Origin of the sequence: Fibrobacter sp. UWT3 (assembly GCF_900230125.1) — a bacterium.
Taxonomy (GTDB): domain Bacteria; phylum Fibrobacterota; class Fibrobacteria; order Fibrobacterales; family Fibrobacteraceae; genus Fibrobacter.
The window spans coordinates 396,977-414,549 of record NZ_OCSS01000002.1 but is presented as its reverse complement, the minus strand read 5'-3'; the positions used below and the strand labels follow the sequence as shown (position 1 = coordinate 414,549).

Annotated in this window: 18 protein-coding genes; 9 read left to right on the top strand and 9 right to left on the bottom strand. The window is 45.0% G+C overall.

Features of this window, described 5'->3' with window-relative positions; all coding sequences use genetic code 11:
• Positions 1-23: 23 nt before the first annotated feature.
• Together CRO08_RS09510 and CRO08_RS09505 are read right to left on the bottom strand one after the other, a co-directional pair.
• Positions 24-839 (bottom strand): BspA family leucine-rich repeat surface protein, encoded by an 816-nt coding sequence (locus tag CRO08_RS09510; RefSeq protein ID WP_072811683.1) that lies wholly within the window; start codon positions 837-839, stop codon positions 24-26.
• A gap of 2 nt (positions 840-841) precedes the next feature.
• Complete coding sequence (locus CRO08_RS09505) at positions 842-1,438, bottom strand: hypothetical protein (protein ID WP_072811681.1); 597 nt, start codon at positions 1,436-1,438, stop codon at positions 842-844.
• A gap of 133 nt (positions 1,439-1,571) precedes the next feature.
• On the opposite strand from CRO08_RS09505, the gene CRO08_RS09500 reads away from it, so the two are divergent.
• Positions 1,572-2,060, top strand: coding sequence for a DUF6884 domain-containing protein (locus CRO08_RS09500; RefSeq protein WP_217990582.1), 489 nt, complete (start codon positions 1,572-1,574; stop codon positions 2,058-2,060).
• A 1-nt stretch (position 2,061) separates the two neighbouring features.
• Entirely contained in the window at positions 2,062-2,619 is a 558-nt protein-coding gene (locus CRO08_RS09495) for a GIY-YIG nuclease family protein (protein WP_072811865.1), read from the top strand.
• A gap of 7 nt (positions 2,620-2,626) precedes the next feature.
• Here CRO08_RS09495 and CRO08_RS09490 read toward each other — a convergent pair whose 3' ends face one another.
• The 4 genes from CRO08_RS09490 to CRO08_RS09475 all read right to left on the bottom strand — a co-directional run bounded on the left by CRO08_RS09490 (position 2,627) and on the right by CRO08_RS09475 (position 8,262).
• Positions 2,627-4,660: a DUF2779 domain-containing protein gene (locus CRO08_RS09490; protein WP_072811679.1), complete on the bottom strand. Its 2,034-nt coding sequence runs from the start codon at positions 4,658-4,660 to the stop codon at positions 2,627-2,629.
• An 11-nt stretch (positions 4,661-4,671) separates the two neighbouring features.
• Complete coding sequence (locus tag CRO08_RS09485; protein ID WP_083579583.1) at positions 4,672-5,532, bottom strand: BspA family leucine-rich repeat surface protein; 861 nt, start codon at positions 5,530-5,532, stop codon at positions 4,672-4,674.
• 33 nt (positions 5,533-5,565) lie between these two features.
• Positions 5,566-6,582: a YafY family protein gene (locus tag CRO08_RS09480; protein WP_072811674.1), complete on the bottom strand. Its 1,017-nt coding sequence runs from the start codon at positions 6,580-6,582 to the stop codon at positions 5,566-5,568.
• Positions 6,583-6,687: 105 nt separating this feature from the next.
• Positions 6,688-8,262 carry an ATP-binding protein gene (locus tag CRO08_RS09475; protein WP_097035999.1) on the bottom strand — a complete coding sequence of 525 codons (1,575 nt, stop codon included), beginning with the start codon at positions 8,260-8,262 and terminating at the stop codon, positions 6,688-6,690.
• Positions 8,263-8,462: 200 nt separating this feature from the next.
• Here CRO08_RS09475 and CRO08_RS09470 point away from each other — a divergent pair, with 200 nt between their 5' ends.
• Complete coding sequence (locus CRO08_RS09470; RefSeq protein ID WP_072811671.1) at positions 8,463-9,047, top strand: hypothetical protein; 585 nt, start codon at positions 8,463-8,465, stop codon at positions 9,045-9,047.
• Positions 9,048-9,068: 21 nt separating this feature from the next.
• Here CRO08_RS09470 and CRO08_RS17150 read toward each other — a convergent pair whose 3' ends face one another.
• Entirely contained in the window at positions 9,069-9,449 is a 381-nt protein-coding gene (locus CRO08_RS17150) for a helix-turn-helix transcriptional regulator (RefSeq protein ID WP_072811669.1), read from the bottom strand.
• A gap of 302 nt (positions 9,450-9,751) precedes the next feature.
• Positions 9,752-9,970, bottom strand: coding sequence for a hypothetical protein (locus CRO08_RS17010; protein ID WP_097035998.1), 219 nt, complete (start codon positions 9,968-9,970; stop codon positions 9,752-9,754).
• 422 nt (positions 9,971-10,392) lie between these two features.
• On the opposite strand from CRO08_RS17010, the gene CRO08_RS09450 reads away from it, so the two are divergent.
• The 6 genes from CRO08_RS09450 to CRO08_RS09425 all read left to right on the top strand — a co-directional run bounded on the left by CRO08_RS09450 (position 10,393) and on the right by CRO08_RS09425 (position 16,244).
• Positions 10,393-12,810 (top strand): hypothetical protein, encoded by a 2,418-nt coding sequence (locus CRO08_RS09450; protein ID WP_072811665.1) that lies wholly within the window; start codon positions 10,393-10,395, stop codon positions 12,808-12,810.
• Positions 12,811-13,462: 652 nt separating this feature from the next.
• Complete coding sequence (locus tag CRO08_RS09445; protein WP_072811662.1) at positions 13,463-13,924, top strand: hypothetical protein; 462 nt, start codon at positions 13,463-13,465, stop codon at positions 13,922-13,924.
• 197 nt (positions 13,925-14,121) lie between these two features.
• Complete coding sequence (locus CRO08_RS09440; RefSeq protein ID WP_072811660.1) at positions 14,122-14,802, top strand: DUF4417 domain-containing protein; 681 nt, start codon at positions 14,122-14,124, stop codon at positions 14,800-14,802.
• Position 14,803: 1 nt separating this feature from the next.
• Complete coding sequence (locus CRO08_RS09435; RefSeq protein ID WP_141398310.1) at positions 14,804-15,304, top strand: hypothetical protein; 501 nt, start codon at positions 14,804-14,806, stop codon at positions 15,302-15,304.
• Complete coding sequence (locus CRO08_RS09430) at positions 15,301-15,684, top strand: hypothetical protein (RefSeq protein WP_072811655.1); 384 nt, start codon at positions 15,301-15,303, stop codon at positions 15,682-15,684. The genes CRO08_RS09435 and CRO08_RS09430 overlap by 4 nt, the downstream gene beginning before the upstream one ends.
• Positions 15,681-16,244, top strand: a complete 564-nt coding sequence (locus tag CRO08_RS09425; protein WP_072811653.1) for an RNA 2'-phosphotransferase — start codon at positions 15,681-15,683, stop codon at positions 16,242-16,244. Before CRO08_RS09430 ends, CRO08_RS09425 begins: the two co-directional genes overlap by 4 nt.
• On the opposite strand, the gene CRO08_RS09420 is transcribed toward CRO08_RS09425, so the two are convergent.
• Positions 16,220-17,557 carry an ATP-binding protein gene (locus tag CRO08_RS09420; RefSeq protein WP_072811861.1) on the bottom strand — a complete coding sequence of 446 codons (1,338 nt, stop codon included), beginning with the start codon at positions 17,555-17,557 and terminating at the stop codon, positions 16,220-16,222. The two genes, CRO08_RS09425 and CRO08_RS09420, sit on opposite strands and share 25 nt — an antisense overlap.
• Positions 17,558-17,573 lie beyond the last annotated feature (16 nt).

Sequence of the window (17,573 nt, the reverse complement as noted above, 5' to 3'; positions counted from 1 at the left end):
CCTCACACAACAAAGATGCCCGCTTATAAAAGCGGGCATTCTTGTATGAACCGCTCGGCCCGTTCCCGATAGACCTTGTCCAGCCATTTTTTCACCTTTTCAGCTAGGTTCCGGATAAACTCGTTTTGCTCGGAATCCGTATTCCACACCGCTTCTAGCCGCGTGCCGCTAAAAATGCCATTTATGTTGCACTCGTCAGAAACTTCCCAATGGCTGACGTCACCAAAAAAGCGCGACTCGGCGAACATCTCTTCCATATTCTCCACATTATTAACATGCCAGCCATAAACACCTCCGTTAAATGAGGACTTATAGAACATCCGCCGCATGTTCTTTACTTTAGTTGGTTTCCAAGCGCCAATGTAGCCATCAAATGGCGATTCCGCAAACATTTCGCCCATGTCTTCCACATTAGAGACATCCCACTTGTATATACCGCTAATGAACTTGGAATTGCGGAACATACTGTTCATATTCGTTACATGCGAGACATCCCATAGGCAGATATCCCCGCTAAATTCGGAATCCATAAACAGTCCACTCATGTCCGTTATGTTAGACACATCTATGAAATTCAGATCGCATTCGGGGCCTTCTTTCTCGATAGTCTCCGCAATCAACTGCTCAAGGTGTTGACGGTCCTTCGCTACAACGGTATCAATATATTTTCTCAAGTCTCTCTGAACATCATAAAGTTCGAACTCGTTATCATCAAAACTTCCAAACAGGTCCTGGCTTCTTGATTTCGGCTTCGTTTTCTCTTCTCTAATAAGCCTCTTCAGCAAATCCCGAAGTTCCATCAGGTCTTCTTTGCTTGTCGCAACATAGTAGTCTTCCATAATCACCTACACTTTTTCAAAACGTCTTCGTGTGCGTCAATGAGCCGCTTGAGTTCGGGGATTACCGAATCAATGGCCTCGATTTCGAACTGGTCGCGAGCGGCCTTATCGGCCTTTGTCGCCTTGCGCATCTTCGCGTAAACCGCCTCCTTCTCCTTCAGGGCATTCCTGACAGAAACGAAGCCGTCGTCCTGGGTGACCTTGCGCAAGTTGTCGATGAGTTCAAAGGCATCCGCGAAGTTCAACCGCAGTTCTTCCAGGTGGTCTACCGCCGTCGCCTCAAACTCCCTGAACGGAGCGTCTGTGGATCCCCCCGCGGTATAGTCCGTCTTCCACAAGGTAATGCCGCGGCAGAACTGCCTGCCGTCAGGCTTTTTGCCGTAGAATTCCCGCTGCCAGTACCTGATGTCGAACTGAATGATGTTCCCGCAATGCGGGCAGGTTTCCTCTGCCGCAATCGAAGTGCGAATTTTGAAGAAGTTCAGGCGTTCATCCCCCGAAGCGTCCTCGAAATCCACGTTGAACGTTGATTCCTTCCCGCATTCGGAACACGTGGCCTGCACATCCTCAGACCAGAAGAATATTCCATCGCTATGCATAACGTCGCTCCTTGTTGCATTTTTACGGTTATAATATACACACCGTATGCGACAAATGCTGACTGAAGTGAAAAATATTTGAATAAAAAAGTAGAGAGGTATTGACAGAAGGATGAAAAGATATATTTTACTAATGCAATCACTTGTCAATAGGCAAGGATTTATCAATGAGGTGCTAAATATGAAAAAAAGTATAGGACTTATTGCCTGCAGCAAGAGAAAAAATAAAAAAGCTGTTGAAGATAAGGGCAAAAAGTTTGCTGCAGAAGATTTGTACGCAGGGAATATTTTTCGACAATCAAAAGAATATGCACAATCTCATTGCAAGGATTGGCTAATTCTTTCTGCTAAGCATCATTTATTGGACAGAAAAAAAGGGATTTGCTACTACGATTGCTATCTCGGCAATAAAACTGCATCAGAACGAAAAAAATGGGCTGACAAAGTTCTTGATTCGTTGAAAAAGAAATTCGATTTAAGAAAAGAGCACTTTGTAATTTTTGGCGGCAAAAAATATTATGAAAACCTGTGCGAACATTTGAATTGCAGTGTGTATAAATGCTATAGTGGGGGAATCTACTTGGATAAGCCCATAAAAGAGTATCGTAATGGAGGAAAATGATATGAAAATCAAGGCAAAAGAATTAAGACCCACGGAGCAAGGTAGGTCCCCTAAATTGCTTGAAATTGAAACTCGACCCGGATATTACAAATGGTGGGCTAAGAAGAGCGAATTGAATGATTTGCTAAAAGGATTAGGCGAGACTTTTTCTAATGTCAAAGATGATATAGAAAAAGAGGACGATTTATATTGTATATATGTCGGTATTGCTAGAACATCCCTCAGACAACGGCTCAACTGGCATGTCAATGACAAGCATACAAAAAAGAGAGTCGAGAATGGATTCCTTTCCACTTTGCGAAAAAGTTTGTCCAGCGTTATCGCAAAAGATCAATATGACAAGGACAAAACCAATGATTTTATTGATAAATTGGTAGTTGAATTCTTCTATACTGGCTATAAAACAAAATCGGAAGAATCAACGAAAAAACTGTTGTCTATCGAAAAGAATCTCATTGGAAAAAAGTTGCGTATCTTGAATATTATGGAGAATAATCATCCCAAGGCAGCCAAAATCAAGAAAAGGCTGCAAGAACTTCGAAAAGAAGCGAAAAAATAAAACAGCTTTACTTCGTCGAAATCCTAAAATATTCCCAAATGCGGACCATGGATAGCGTGTCCAGTTTGCAGTATTCAAGAGACGCCCTGCGAATGGCTTCCGTGTGCAGCTTGTTAAAGCGACCCGCCTGCAGCAGCACATAGTCCAGCTTGCTAATTCCACCTTTATTGATTTGCTTATCGGCATTCCAGACATCCGAATCGTCAAAGTCGGCAGGGAATTCGTCCTTGTTAACTCCGGCAGCAAATTCCTCTAGAGAAGGCAAATTGTGATAGGGATCCATGTCGTCGCCGTACTTTTCACGGAAAAACGGATCGCTATGCAGAATAGCAGGCATCACTTGCTTAATAGAATTTGATGAACCCATGCTCGGATGATAAAAATATTTCTGGGTAAGCACCTTAAGGTCTATCATATCCCGACGCGTTGGTACGTAAGGGTGCTCACTATTTTTTGGCGGGTGTGAAATGCCCTCAATAAACCGTATCAGTTCCTCTTTGTCCGATTCATTCGAATCCATCAGCTGCAATCGAATTGCATTGAGAATGTTATTTTCGTGATCAGCATAGCGGAAAATATCGCCATCGTCTTTTTCCAATTGACGTTTCAATTCACGAATGAATTCAAAATTCGGGAATTTACCAGGCTCAAGCGAAATATATTCCCCAGCATGCTTATAAGTACCATCTTCATAAGCGATATGGTGCGAGAACTGGTAGGCAATTTCTTCATTGGGATGATTTCCCTTGAATAGCGGAACAGCACCCAAGTATGTTTCGAAATCAATAAAATGGAGCGGATACTTCCACTTGATTTTCTTTGCGGCCTCTTTCAGGAATGTCGGTTCGTTACACCCCGTCTTTGTGCTGTGCACATGCAAGTAGCGGAGGTCATCATCCGATAATTCAGTGCGTTTTTGGAAGGCCTCGGGCGTCGCATTTGCGGCAGGAACGTATTCGTTTTCGTCAATATCGGACAGAAGGAATTTCTTTTTTTCAAGCCAAGCGCCATTCTTAAGACTTGTGGGCAAGCCGCCATTTCCGATTCCGCCTTTAGTTTCATTAATTAGAGCCTTCCCGGCTATATCAACCCCAAACAGGTTCTGGAAACATTCGGCACGGCCATTCTGCTTTTGTTCATCTTCTTTGCATTTTGCTATGGTTCCGTCATCTCTCTTTTCATACTTGACATAGAACGGGCACTTGAAGCATTTATCACTAAAGCGGCAATTGCAATAATCCTTGCGGTTGTTGACATACATATCCGCAACTTTTTCAACGAATTTTACAAAACAGCCGTCAAAATATTTTTTTGCAATGTTCGGGATTTCATCCGCGATAATCTTGTCGCTGACTTCATCGACATCAATAATACGGTTAATACGTGCTTTTCCCTTCAATTTTTCGCGAATATCAGGAGCGCATTCTATTTCGCGATGACCGCCTTCAAGGAATTTTATTTGCAAAAGGGAGCTTAGTGAATCAACGTCGCTCACAGCATCGGAATTTGCAAGCATCAGACTGGCACTCACTTTGAGATGCGAGAATTCACTATGAGTCTTGATAAATTGCTGAATTACATATTTCTGGAAGGTCACATCCAAAATTTTCTTAAGATAATCAGAAGGAATATTTCCATTTTTGCCAAATGGCGATTCATCTGCACCAATGCACTTGGACTTGACTTCAATTATTTTAAGTTTGTCGCCTCGCTTGTGAAGGATGTCCACATAGACAAGGAACTTATCTGTCGCAAAGGCCGCTTCACCGATATCTACATTTTCTTTCTTCAAAAGCTCAAGCGTATCCGCAATCGACTTCGCCTGCGCCTCAATCGGATTTGCCCCTCCCCTTTGAATGATATTCTCGCTAGGGACGCCCTCGTAAATACAGGCAAGAGCGCCGAACTGATCACCGACTTCGGCAATGCCATCCGGCCCTTCATAATGGTAGGCATAATCCTTGCTGTTACGGTAATAATATGCGCGCATCGGGCATTCTACGGCATGGTTAAAAGCAGATTTAGTGAAAAGTTTGGGCATGTTTATTCCTTTTACTCGCCAAAAAAGCACTTGTCAAGTTTTTCTTTTAAGTCCGGGTCCATTTTTGTGTTATTCGCCACCTCAGCGGCTCTCCTTGATCCATCAAGTTTCTCGTACCACTCGGGCCGTTCCTCCGCCAAATCCAGGACGGAGCCGTCGAACATTCCTATCACGGAGTTCGCCTCCGAAAGGCCCCACCCACTTATGTCGCCACGGAACATGGATTGTGCGAACATGTGGTCCAATGCAGCGCCTTTAGCAATCTTCCAGCCCGAAATGTCGCCGTTGAATTCCGAGCATTCAAACATCTGCGCCATGAGGGTTACGGCGGACACGTCCCAGCGGCTGATGTCGCCATTGAACTGCGAACAGGCGAACATCGAATACATGTCCTTCACCTTCGACACATTCCACTTGCTTATATCGCCATTGAACCTGGAACCACTGAACATTACCGACATGTTATAAACACTGGACACATCCCATTGCGAAATGTCACCGTTAAAGACGGAATCGGCAAACATCGAGGACATGCTTTCTACATGTGAAACGTCCCAGCACGCAATATCGCCTTCAAAGCGGGACCTGGCAAACATGCCCGACATGTCCTCCACATTCGAGACGTCCCACTTGCTTATATCGCCGTTAAAGTCGGAACCGTAGAACAAGTTCGACATGTTCGTCACGTGCGAGACGTTCCACCTGGAAATATCCCCGTTGAACCTGTGGTTCGGATACGAGAAAACGCCGCTCAGATCCTCAAGGTACGAGACATTTATAAAGTTCAGGTCGCAATTCGGGCCCTTTTCTTCGATACACTCGTGAACAACCAGCTTCAAGTGCTGAAGATTGAAAGGAATAATTTCTTTCATGCAAACCTCCTCGGCTAAAATATTTGTATTGCCCTAGCCGTAGGTTTCCGTCAGGTATTCCGCGAATTCCTTGAGTCTGCTGCGCAATGCGGCAGGCTTTTTTACGTGCGCCACGTTCGAGAAAGACACGACCCAGTTGAACAGGAGCTGGTTTACCTCGGCCTTGAGCCTCACGTTGATTTTCCCGTCCTTCGTCTTGCCGATTTTCATGGAGCGGTTGAACGGGTTTTCTTCTAGGTAGAGGCGAGCCCGGCTCTCGAACTCGATTTCGATATCTTGGAGTTTCGGTTCCTGCCCGCTCAAAAACGCCGCGCCCGATGTCACCTGCCGGCGCAACTTGTCCACAATCTTCGGGTCTTCGACAAACGTCTGCTTCGAGAGTTTCACGCTCTTCATGCGCCTGAACTTGAGCGTATACGTGTCGCCCGCATGCTTTTCGGACTGGCAACCCACATAGAGTTCGTCCTCGTAAATAATGACCATCAGCGGGATGCGCGTCGACTGCTTCTCGGAATCGCCGCCATCGCGGTAGACCACGTCAATTTTGCGGTGGTCGTGAATCGCCTGCAAGATGGTGCGGATCTTTTCGCTCGCATCCTCCTCGATATCGGGCGGAGTCCCCATGAAAAGTATTTTCGTATTCAGGTCGTCACCGAGCTGCCGGAGCGATTTCTGCTCGCGGGTAGGCAGGCTTTTCTCGATACGTTCCAGGAGCTGCGTGATGATTTCGCTTGTCGCAGGGTATATATTCGCGATGCGCTTCAGGAATATGAAATGCAGCATGGTGTTCTCAAAGTTCGGGAACAGCAGGCGTTCCGCGTTGTGGAGCGCAGAACGGTAGACCGCCGTGCGGCCCTCGGTTTCGCAGGCGATGTAGCGGCCGCCATCCATCTCCGACAAAAAACGCATGTCGCGCTGCACGTTGCGCCTTTCCTCGTCGGGAATGTTGAAGGATGCCATCAGGTCGCTCACGGTGAATTTCTTGTCGGGGTTCGAAATCACCTTCGCAAAAAGCTGCACAGTTCTTTCGCCGCGGGTCATCTCCGCCATAATGCCTCCTGGATATACTCTCCCTAAATATAAACAAAAAGAACTATTTAGGGAAAAATAGTTCTCTTTTGCGACAAATACAGTCGTTTTTTTTGCACCGATTAACTACAGCCCCATCGTGCGTCCTTCGCGGCTATCCTTGTAGGCAAGCTCCGACTTGAGCGCATTGAGGACTGCTTCCGCGGTGAGTTCGCTCTCGTCGTAAAAACGGAGCGATGCGTATGCAGCGTTGAAGTCGCCCGGAGTGAGCATGCGCAGGCCACGCGCCGCCTCGGGCATTTCGACCTTCGGGAAGAATCCCTTCCACAGGGCCTCGATGCCTTCGGGCTTCAGGTAGCCGAACTTCACCTTCAGCGCAAAGCGCCTGCGGGACGCCGTATCGAGTTCCCCCTCAAAGTTCGTCGCCGCGATGAAGATCCCCTTGAAGTTCTCCATCTGCGTGAGCATCTCGTTCACCTGCGTCACCTCCCAGTTGCGGGCGGCTCCGCTGCGGTCGCGAATCATGCTGTCCGCCTCGTCCAGGAATAGAATCGCCTTCTTCTCTTCCGCTTCCTTGAACATCTTGCGGATTGCCTTCTCGGTCTCGCCTACGTAGCAGTTCAGCAGGTCGCTCGCCTTCTTGATTATTAGCTTGCGGTCGAGAGTGCGGGCAATATGCTTCGCGAATTCCGTCTTGCCGGTACCGGGCGCCCCGTAGAAGAAAATGTTCAGACCCTCGCCCACCTTCGCGTGCTTGATCATGTCGAAAGCCATTTCCACCTTCGGGTCCTTGCGGCAGAGTTTCTTGTACGGCACGCAGCCGCCCTCGTAAACCCTGAAGTAGAGGCTGTCCAGGTCATTGCCCGAATGCCCGTCCAGGAACATCCCGATTCGCTTGGAAATATCGAGGTCTTCGTCCAGGATACCCATCTGCTTGAGAGTCCCCTTGTTCGAGACCAGGTTCTCGAAATCCACATCCGGATAAAGCTGCGGGAAAACATCCGGGAGCGCCGCCCCGCGGAACCTGCGTGAACCAATCATGTCCAGGAGCGAACTGCACTGCTCCTTGTTGAAGAAAATCCACGAGAACAGCACGATTTCCATCTCGGCGTCGCTCAGGTTGAACGCGTTCTGCACAATGTTCAGGCGGCGGAAATATCCGTCGTCCACGCTGCAATTCTCCGCAAGAACCTTCTCGAGCTCGCGGGCGACGCTCTCGTAAAACACCTTCTGCGAGGAGGTGTCGAAAATGCCCTCGCCGCACAGGTAGTTGCGCACGAAATCGGCAATCTCCTTGACGGAACACGACCTGTCGATTACATCGTTAAAGCGCACAACCGCCATTTGGCGCCTCTGGTAAGCAACGCTCGTCTCCTCGCTGCTTTCGTCGCAGCGGAGCCTCTTTCCGGCGTAACTCCCGTTCACTTCCTTCACGAACCGCTTCTTGGCGGCACCGGTAATGCAGTCCTCTTCGGCATTGAGCTTCTCGAAATGCTCCGAGAGGTCCTTCAGCACGCGCGAGGCGGCCTCCTTCGTGAAAATCGCGATGCAGTCATCCGCATCCGGCATGCTCTTGGAGGCGCGCATCATGCGGATCCAGTACTCGTAACTCTTGAGCGTCACGAAGTCGTGTGTAATCTTCTTGTCATAGCGGCCGGCCTTGAGCGAGCCCAGTACACCCTTAAAATAATTCTTCTTCATACAATCCTCACCTATATATCGTCGCGAAAGTCAAAAACGTAAAGCACCCCGCGACATTTTTTTTAACACTCTTAATATAGATTGAGAATGCGACAACTAATGACGCATAAAGCCACCCCCCCAAAAAAAACGCTAGAGCGACAAACGACAATATTTGCCGCATATAAAAGATATTTTTAGATATTCAGCAGGAATCGAATATGAAAAAGACAGAAATTACATTCGTTAGGGATATGGAGAGCCCGAAAATCCGCAACATGTTACAGTCTGATATAACTTTCGTAAACTTTGAAAAGCGTCGCTATATCAGTGAAACCCCGATAAACGTTCAGGAACTTGATTTTCTGCACAAGGACGGTTACAGAGCCATTGATACGGCACTGGCGGATACCATTATGCGGCTTAACAGCATGGATGGTTGCAGGACTCGTTATTGCTGTTCAGGGCATCCCGGCAGATTTGGTGAAGGGTATATCGTATTTGAGGAAATCCCAGAAACGCTAACGGAACAAATCGGCAAACTCACATACTGGAAACATGATGCAAGTTGGGGAAATGGTTCAAGTCCCGACGCCGCCCATCCACCTTTAATCCGCTGGGAAATGAACGGCATCGCGTGCACTTGCGCAACCACTTGGCTTAAAGCGCTACTTGAACTCGCCGAAATGGAATGTTTGCCCCAACGCAATTCGTTTGATGAATATCGAATCGAAAGTACGTATAAAGGGCGCTCTCCGCACAAGCAAGAAATCAGGCACGTATATCCTGTAACGACGAGAGAATGAAATTAGCTGGATTACGACAGACTATAACTTGCTTTTATTTTCGCGGAAAAACATCAAATAAGATGTCCCGAGGGCATCGGCTAATTTCTTTGACATGAGCATAGAAATGGGTCTGGCGCCACGTTCAAGCGAATTGTAATTCTGTTTTGCGAGACCAACCTTTTTGGCCAATTGCGCCTGGGTAAGCCCCGCATTTACCCGCATTATTTTCAACGCTTTTGCGGGGTTCATCCTCTTCTTCGCTTTTTTGTACCAACCCAATTCTTCCACCGGCTCAAGCGCATCATCGTCTTCATCGATACGGACGGAATCAGGAAAAAGAGCGTCCAAAAAGGCGATGACGGGCTTCGGGATGTTCTTGCCCGAAACTCTGAACGACACGGGTTCATCAGTGTTCTGCATAGGGGGCGCTTCCACGACTGCCAGCATATGTTACCTCAACTGTTATACCTTTTTCTGTTTCAATCCAACATGCCACCCATTTGTGGGAAAGGTGACAATGGTGAGTCGACGTTCCTGCTAGAATCCCGTAATTCGGCCAATTTGTCCTAACGGGTCCATTCAGCTTAATGTCATCAACAAGCAAAGCAAGTTTTTCTTGTTGCGCTATTGGCATCGTTGAAACGGCCCTAGAGACTCTTCTTGACATTAAAACATTGTACATAATAAATATATATTACTTTTTATTACTTGTCAATAAATACTTAAAAAATTGAATAGGATGAAGCTACTTGATGCCTTGTTCCGTAAAGGCGTAAGGCAGTTTTCTTGTTCCGTCCCGATTTGATATCAAAAATTTTGATATCAAACCCGCGAATCGCGTAAACACGCAATTTCAGCAACTCTTCGTCTATCAGGGAAAATTGTGTCCTTTCGGGTGCGGGCGAACCGCTCTTTTGCACGACTGCATTTCGCTTATTCATATCATACACCTCTGTTTACAAGCAAGAAAAAACAGGAACTACTGCACAAATATACACTAATTACAAACTGTCGTCAAGAGAAAAACGCGAAATTTTTCAAAAAATTGCGGATGCAGATATATTTGTCGCAAATATATGCTATTTTGAGATTGACATAGCTCTCACCGAATGGTGCGGAGCGACCGGAATTTTTGAGATTCGTCTCTTATTCTCGAACCTGAAACTACCACTTTCAATCCATACGAGAGTAAGACGAACGCTCACGCCCATATTGGGCGTGGGTCGTTTGTGCTTATTGTATGGTAGGGTGTGGTAGCCCGCAGGTTCGGTAAGCGCTGCGACTCCACGCCTTTTTTTTGTTTTGGCTAAAGTTTTTGTGCTCCTGAGTAAGAGTCGAGTGGACTTTTATACAAGGAGTTAAAATGAGCCTGTTCGAAAGACTGCAGAAAGCCTCGTCCGAAGAAGACGTGAAAGCCGAGTACATCAAGGCATTGCACCTTAAAGGCGTGCAACGTAACCTCATCGACATCCAGACGCGCGAGGTTTGGTTCGAGGCCAAGTTTGGCTCCAAGAAGTCCCTCTACGAAATGTTTACGCAGTTGCTTTTTTACATTCACAAGGCCTTGGATGATGGAGAATATATTCCGCCATTTCTTTGTGTGGTTGATAGCGTGAAAGCGGCTATTATGAAAACCGATGTGGCACTTCCACTTCTGCAAAATAAAAAAATGAAAAGCATGTGGGGTAAGTCGGCAAGCGATGTCACCCGCGATGCACTCGATATGGTGAGCCAGTACATTGGCACGCATTTTGTGAGCTTCAATATCGAAACGCACGAACAAGAATTTATTGACACTTTCCGCAATGCCATTGATAAAGGCGAAATCATTCGCACGCAGATTACTCCCGACAATTTGAAACAGGTGTTTGACAAATGGGTTGAGATGGTCGGGAAAGAAATTGTCGGAGCATCCCCTGAGAACTACGCCGAATTCTTTTATGCTGACATTATGAGTGATGGCACGGTTAGCACCCATCAACATCTTTCTGCAGAGCTGTTGCATAAGGGGAATAATCCTGTATTTAGTTTAAACGGAAAACTTTATGAGTTGGGATCTACAGATGGTTATAGCCACTTTTGGACGATATACCATAGGCCGCCAGAAGAAAAACACCGAACGTACTTATTAGAACGTCGCGATAGCTTGATTCCTGTTGAAGAGAGAACTTTCAAGGGAGCATACTACACTCCTCTGCCAGTGGTTGACAAGGCTTACGACTTGCTTGAAAAAACGCTTGGTGCAAACTGGCAGAAAAATTACTATGTGTGGGATATGTGCTGTGGAGTAGGAAACCTCGAGGCCAAGCATAGCAACCACCGCCATCTTTTTATGAGCACACTTGACGAAGAAGATGTGAATATCATGAAATCTGCCAAGATCTGCGTGGAAGCAGAACGTTTTCAGTACGACTACCTAAACGATGATATTACGAATGATGGTAAAATTGATTACAACCTAACAGATAAAATTCCGCAGAGCCTACGCGATGTGATCCACGATGCGAACGAAGGTAAGAAAAAGTTGTTGGTGCTGATAAATCCACCGTATGCAGAGGCGACAAGTTCTGATAATGCGGTAAATGGCGTGGGTACCGATGCTAGTAAGATTGGCGTTGCTGATACAAAATTTGCTAGAAAAGGAATGGATGAATTCGGCAAGGCGAGTAATGAATTATACACGCAGTTCGTAGCAAGGATTTCAAAAGAAATTCCTAATGCAACATTGGCGATGTTTAGTACATTGAAACACATAAATGCACAAACAATGGAAAAATTTAGAATTCAATGGAATGCGAAATATTTAGGTGGATTTATTGTTCATTGCAAGTCCTTTGAGGGTTTGAAAGGAGAATTTCCAATAGGCTTTTTGATTTGGAAAACTATGAATAAGCCGACAGAGTTCCCCTCTGAAATAAGCTGTGAGATTCTTGACAAAAATGTTAATGCTGTTGGAAGTAAGTCATTTTATAATATTCCCGTTGATACTTATCTTACCAAATGGATTAAACGTCTAAAGCCCAACAAGGAATTGTGTATTCCTCTAAAAAATGCAGTGACACCGGGAACAGCAACGAAAGATTTGCGCGGGACACAATGGTGTGATAATGCAATTGCGTATTTTTGGTGCAACAGCAATGATATGCAACAGGCTCCCACTAGAACAGCACTTTTCTCTTCGGGGTTTAATGGAGGACATGGAATATATGTTACAGAAAATAATTTATGGCAGGTATCTGTTGTTTTTACTGTAAGAAAAGTAATTCCTCATACTTGGATTAATGATAGAGATCAATTCCTTCAACCCAACGCAGACCTTTCCGAAGAATTCAAGAACGATTGCTTGATTTATATGCTCTTCAATGGTTCAAATCTCACCGCAAGCGCCAATAATCTTGAATGGAATAACCGCAAGTGGAATATAATCAATCACTTTATTCCTTTCTCCGCCTCTGAGGTTGGAGCGTCCAGTCGCTTCGAAAGCGACTTTATGGTTCGTTACATGAGAGGAAAAACGTTTAGTGTTGAAGCCCAAACTGTTCTTGACGAAGGTCGCAAAATTTGGCAAGAATATTTCAAGCAACAGTTCAACCACAAAATCCGTGACGAATTCAAATTGAATCGTGCCGATGTGGGGTGGTATCAAATATGCAAGGCTCTCAATGCTCAAAATGGATCTGGCAATACTGTTCCAACTAACTTTGAGCACTTTGAAAAAGCTTACAAAACGCTATCTGAAAAAATTCAACCCCAAGTGTATTCATATGGTTTTTTGAAATAAGATTAAGATCAATCCATATTTTGGAGGACACTAAACATCATCAAATAGTTTGATTTTGACATAGACTGAAGAGATTTCTGATTCCACTACTGAAAATCTGGTCGTTTGCTTTAGGCGAATCAAGAATATCCACAATGAAAAAGAATCTTCGCTCAATTTGGGCGTGGGTCGTTTGCACATATTGTGGATAGGTTTACCAGAGCCTCAGTAGTGTATGTGCATTCGACACCACGCCTTTTTTATTCATAAAAAAGCATAGGCATGCTGAAGTTGCGACAAAATGAAAATAGACGGAAATAGCGGATTGTATTATTCAGTGTCAGAAAAGATGAGACCAAAACGCATTTGGAAATAGAGTGTAAAAATATTTTTATTACAGGTGCTGAAGCAACTAATTTATTAGCGAGACGTGTAGTTTGAATGGTGAAGAAAAAGGGCTACTTTCAAGGTAGAGCGGAGATAAACTGGCCTTGGGCCAAAGGAGCGAAACATAAGACCATAGGGTAAATGACATCGTGTTTTTAATCAAGTTTGTCGGGCAAATTGCTCGACAGGTTAAAGGATGTTTGTTTAAAAGATTCGATTTTATAATTCAAAAAAAGATGAGCCTTTTTTCAGCCTTTTGGAATTTAACTGACTAAAATAGTATAAGATGCAGCAGAAGGAATCAATACATAAACCCGACCAGGAGCAGGCCTTGCAAGACCTGTGGTTGAAGGAATGTGCTGATCTCAAAAATCTTTCTTGCACTCAAAAATTGGATTTTAAAGATAGATTACAAGAATTATTCCAAATAAAAAAATGGAATTCCAGTCGTTTTCAAGAAAAAACAGAATTAAGCCCGACGATTTTTACGAAAATCAAATCAGATAAGTACTGCCGGTACAAGCCATCTTTGGAAAGTATCATTGCTATTTGTATAGGTTTAGACATTCCCTATCTTTCTTCAATGCAGTTGTTGAAGGCGGGGAACTATTGCTTGGACGATTACGATCCTTGTCACCAGATGTATATGTTCATTCTTCGGAATAATTATCGTTTTGACATAGATAGAGCGAATCGGTTTCTAATCCAAAATCATTTCGAACCAATAAGTGGTAAGGATATGTATTAGGCGTATTCCTAGTCTACGAATTGCTCTTAAAAATATTTCTTTCGCACGGCGAAAAGAAAATAACCCAAAAACGCCATTTTTCAGCATGACTTACATTAAAAATGGCGAAATTCGCAAAATTTCCTTTCGCGCTGCGAAAAGCATTTTTATACCTCAAAAGGCAGATTTGTCTCTGAAGAATTAACAAGGAGACAGATATGTCTAAAAACAAAAGAGCCAAAGCAGCTATTGATGACGGTTTTCAGCCTGAACTAGTAAAAAGCGCCCGTTTTGAGGGCATTTTCGAGATTCCTGTCATTGACAAACCCAAAAGAATCTTTATCCCTGGCGGAATTACGCCGTTTAGCCGCAGAAACGAGGCTCCGACGGATAGCGAGGGTATCGGATTCTTCGAAATGGACCCGATGTTTGCCGACGTCCTGAGAAATCCCCAAGCCTATGCTAAAGAACTCAAAAAGTTTCCTGTGGTTATTTCGCCCGATTGTTCACTTTACAGGGATGCTCCCTTAACCGTGCAAATAGCAAACGTTTACAAGAAGAATGCAATCAGCCATTATTGGCAAACTCAAGGCATAGACGTTTTTGCACTTGTTCGCTGGGGCAGCCGCGACACTTACACGACAGACGTGTTGCCTGAACCGATTGCATTTGCAGGAATCCCTCACGACAGTATTATCGTCATCAGCACCTACGGATGCATAAAGACAAAAGAAGACAAATATCATTTTGAAGCCGGACTTGATGCATGCCTACGAGCGCTCACGCCCAAGATTGTTCTTGTCCATGGAGCCATGCCAGAAAAAGTCTTTGGAACGTATTTGAAATATGCGGAATTCCATAACTATCCAAATTGGATTGCAAGAAAAAAAGGGGGGTGATATGGGTAGCGGAAATAAAGGGGGCTATCATGGAACAAGAGGAAGTTCTCAACCGTTCGCCCCTTCATACGGCGTAATGCCTGATATGCACAAGAGCGACGTTTCAAGAGGTATTGTTCAGAATGGAGTGTACCCTAAAAATCCAACAGCAAAGGATATTCGTGACCTGATTCATGGAAACTATATAGGCAACAAAAACACCAATGGTTTGTTCACATACGCCATAGATATGAACGACAAAATCATTGTCGGGAAAAGGAACGGCAACGGGACAAACTCCAGCGATGCGCCTACGCCCCACCCGACCTTGATAGGAGGCAAGAACCCCAAGGTACAATGTGCAGGAATGCTAGATATTCGTGGCGGAAAAATCTATTCTTTTGATGACAGGAGCGGCCATTTTAAGCCCAATCCTAAATCTTTAGAAAAAGCTGCCGAGATTTTTGCTAGATTGCCTAAAGGCGTGTTTCACAAGAACTATATCGGAGGAAAATCCAAATGACAGATTACTTAAACAAATGGTTTTGGATTAAAGACCGAAGCGGAATACTTGACCCCATCGCTCGCGACCAGTGGTTTATTCGCGGTTGGGAAACCCTTCAATGTATTGAAGAAAAAGAAGATTCTGTGGTATTGTGTTACAGAAATAGTTCTAGAATTCTTCCGACCCTCAAAAGCGTTTTAGAAGAGCGCCCGGCACCATCTTTTTTACCTAATGAAAAAGTAAGGGTGATAAAAAAGGATCTCTATGCTGTTGTCAAGCAGTATCTCTGGCACTATAACGACCAATATTATTATTACATGCTAGCCGACGAGAACGGAAAGATGCTGAAAAAGAGGTATATGGCTGACGAACTCGAAAAAGTGGAGCTGGCAAAATGAATCTAGTTGACCTTTCCAAAGAAATTTCCTATGCACTTCGGCACGCTCCGTGGGAATACGAGTTGGAACTTGACGAGCAGGGTTTTGTTCCGATAGCACAGTTACTCCATGCCCTGAATGAATCCGGAACGTATGAATGCGAGGTCACGCAAGCAGACTTAGAACAAATTATCACTACTTCCGAAAAGAAACGCCACGAAATTGTTGGGGACAAAATTCGGGCACTTTATGGTCACTCTGTTCCTCAAATTATAAAGAAGGAACCAGGGATTCCCCCTGCCGTTCTATACCATGGAACAGCGCACAAGGCTTTATCGCAGATTCTTCATGATGGCTTAAAGCCGATGCAACGACAATATGTTCATCTTTCTGCTGATGTTGACACTGCTACTCGTGTTGGTAAACGCCGCGATGGCAATCCGGTCATCTTGAAAATAGATACCGAGGCAGCACAAAAGGCGGGCATCCAGTTCTATATCGGCAATAACAAGGTTTGGCTTTGCGACAGGATGCCGAAGGATTTTCTTTCGATTTTTCACTCCAAAAACATTGCCATGTAGTATGGCAGTGTAACCATCTTGCCCGCAACACCTATGTTGTTTTCGGAAAGCTTGTAGCAAACCTTGGCTGCGTAGTTGTCGTTACTCAGAACGGTCTTTGCCGACTTGGAGCGTCCCGTTGTTGCCTTGACTTCAATAATGGCGAGTTCGCCGCCGACATTTTCTACAAAGTCAATTTCTAGCCCGGATTCTTTGCGGAAGTAGAATAGTTTGCGACCTTGTTTAGAGAAACAATCTGCGATGATGTTCTCGTAGATGGCACCTTTATAGAATCCCAGATCGCCGCTTAGAATCTTGGCCGCGGTGCCGCGTTCCAGCATGGCGACAAACAGGCCGGAATCCTGCACATAAATTTTAAAGGTGTTTTCGATTTTGTAGCCGTCAAGAGGTTCTGCGATGTTGGTCAGGTTGTGGCAAATGTTGATTATGCCGCAGTCGTAGAGCCATTGGATTGCGGTTTGGTAATTTTCGGAACGACCCTTCTTTTCTAGTTGCGAATAAACGAATTTGTTGTTTTCCTTCGCGAGTTGGGCGGGAATTGAATCAAAGACGCGATTGATGCGGCCAAGAAGCGTGCGGTCAATTTCCTCGTTTTCATTCTCGTCAAGGTGTTTGCCGAAATCGTCCTTATATTCTTCAAGAATGTCCTGCTGTTCCTGCCAAACAACGTTCATGTCGTTCGTCTCGACAAATCGAGAAACGACATAAGGGAGGCCACCCACGCAAAGGTATTCCTTGAAATAGCGGAGCATGGCGTTATGCGTCGCCTCGCTTACGGGTTCTTTTTTCTCGTAGCAGTCCTTCAGGTATGCGATGACGTTTTCGCCTATGCCCTTTGCCCACAGAAATTCCTCGAAGTCCATGGGTTTCATATAAATTATTCTTTCAAAGCCAGTCGGGACGCCTTTTCCCTTTTTACGGTTGTACCCCTTAATACCAAGCAGGGATCCAGTACAGATGACATCGTAGCGACCGTCTTCCATAAAAGGCTTGATGCTTGCGCGGGCGTTTGCACATTCCTGAATTTCATCGAAGATGATGACAGTCTTGTTTTCGACAAAATGAGCGTTGGGAAAGAGTGCTGACAGGTCTATGGTAATCCTGCTCACGTTCAGGTCGTTGTCGAAGACCTTCTTCGCATTTTCATTTTCCTTAAAGTTGATATAGACGACGCTCTCGTAGTTGCTGCGGGCGAATTCCAGGACGCTGGATGTCTTGCCGATTTGACGCATTCCCTTGACAACCAGGGCCTTCTTTTTGCCCCCCGAGATCTTCCAATTTTCAAATTCTTTAAGGATTTTTCTCTTGAACATGTCCAAAAACTACACT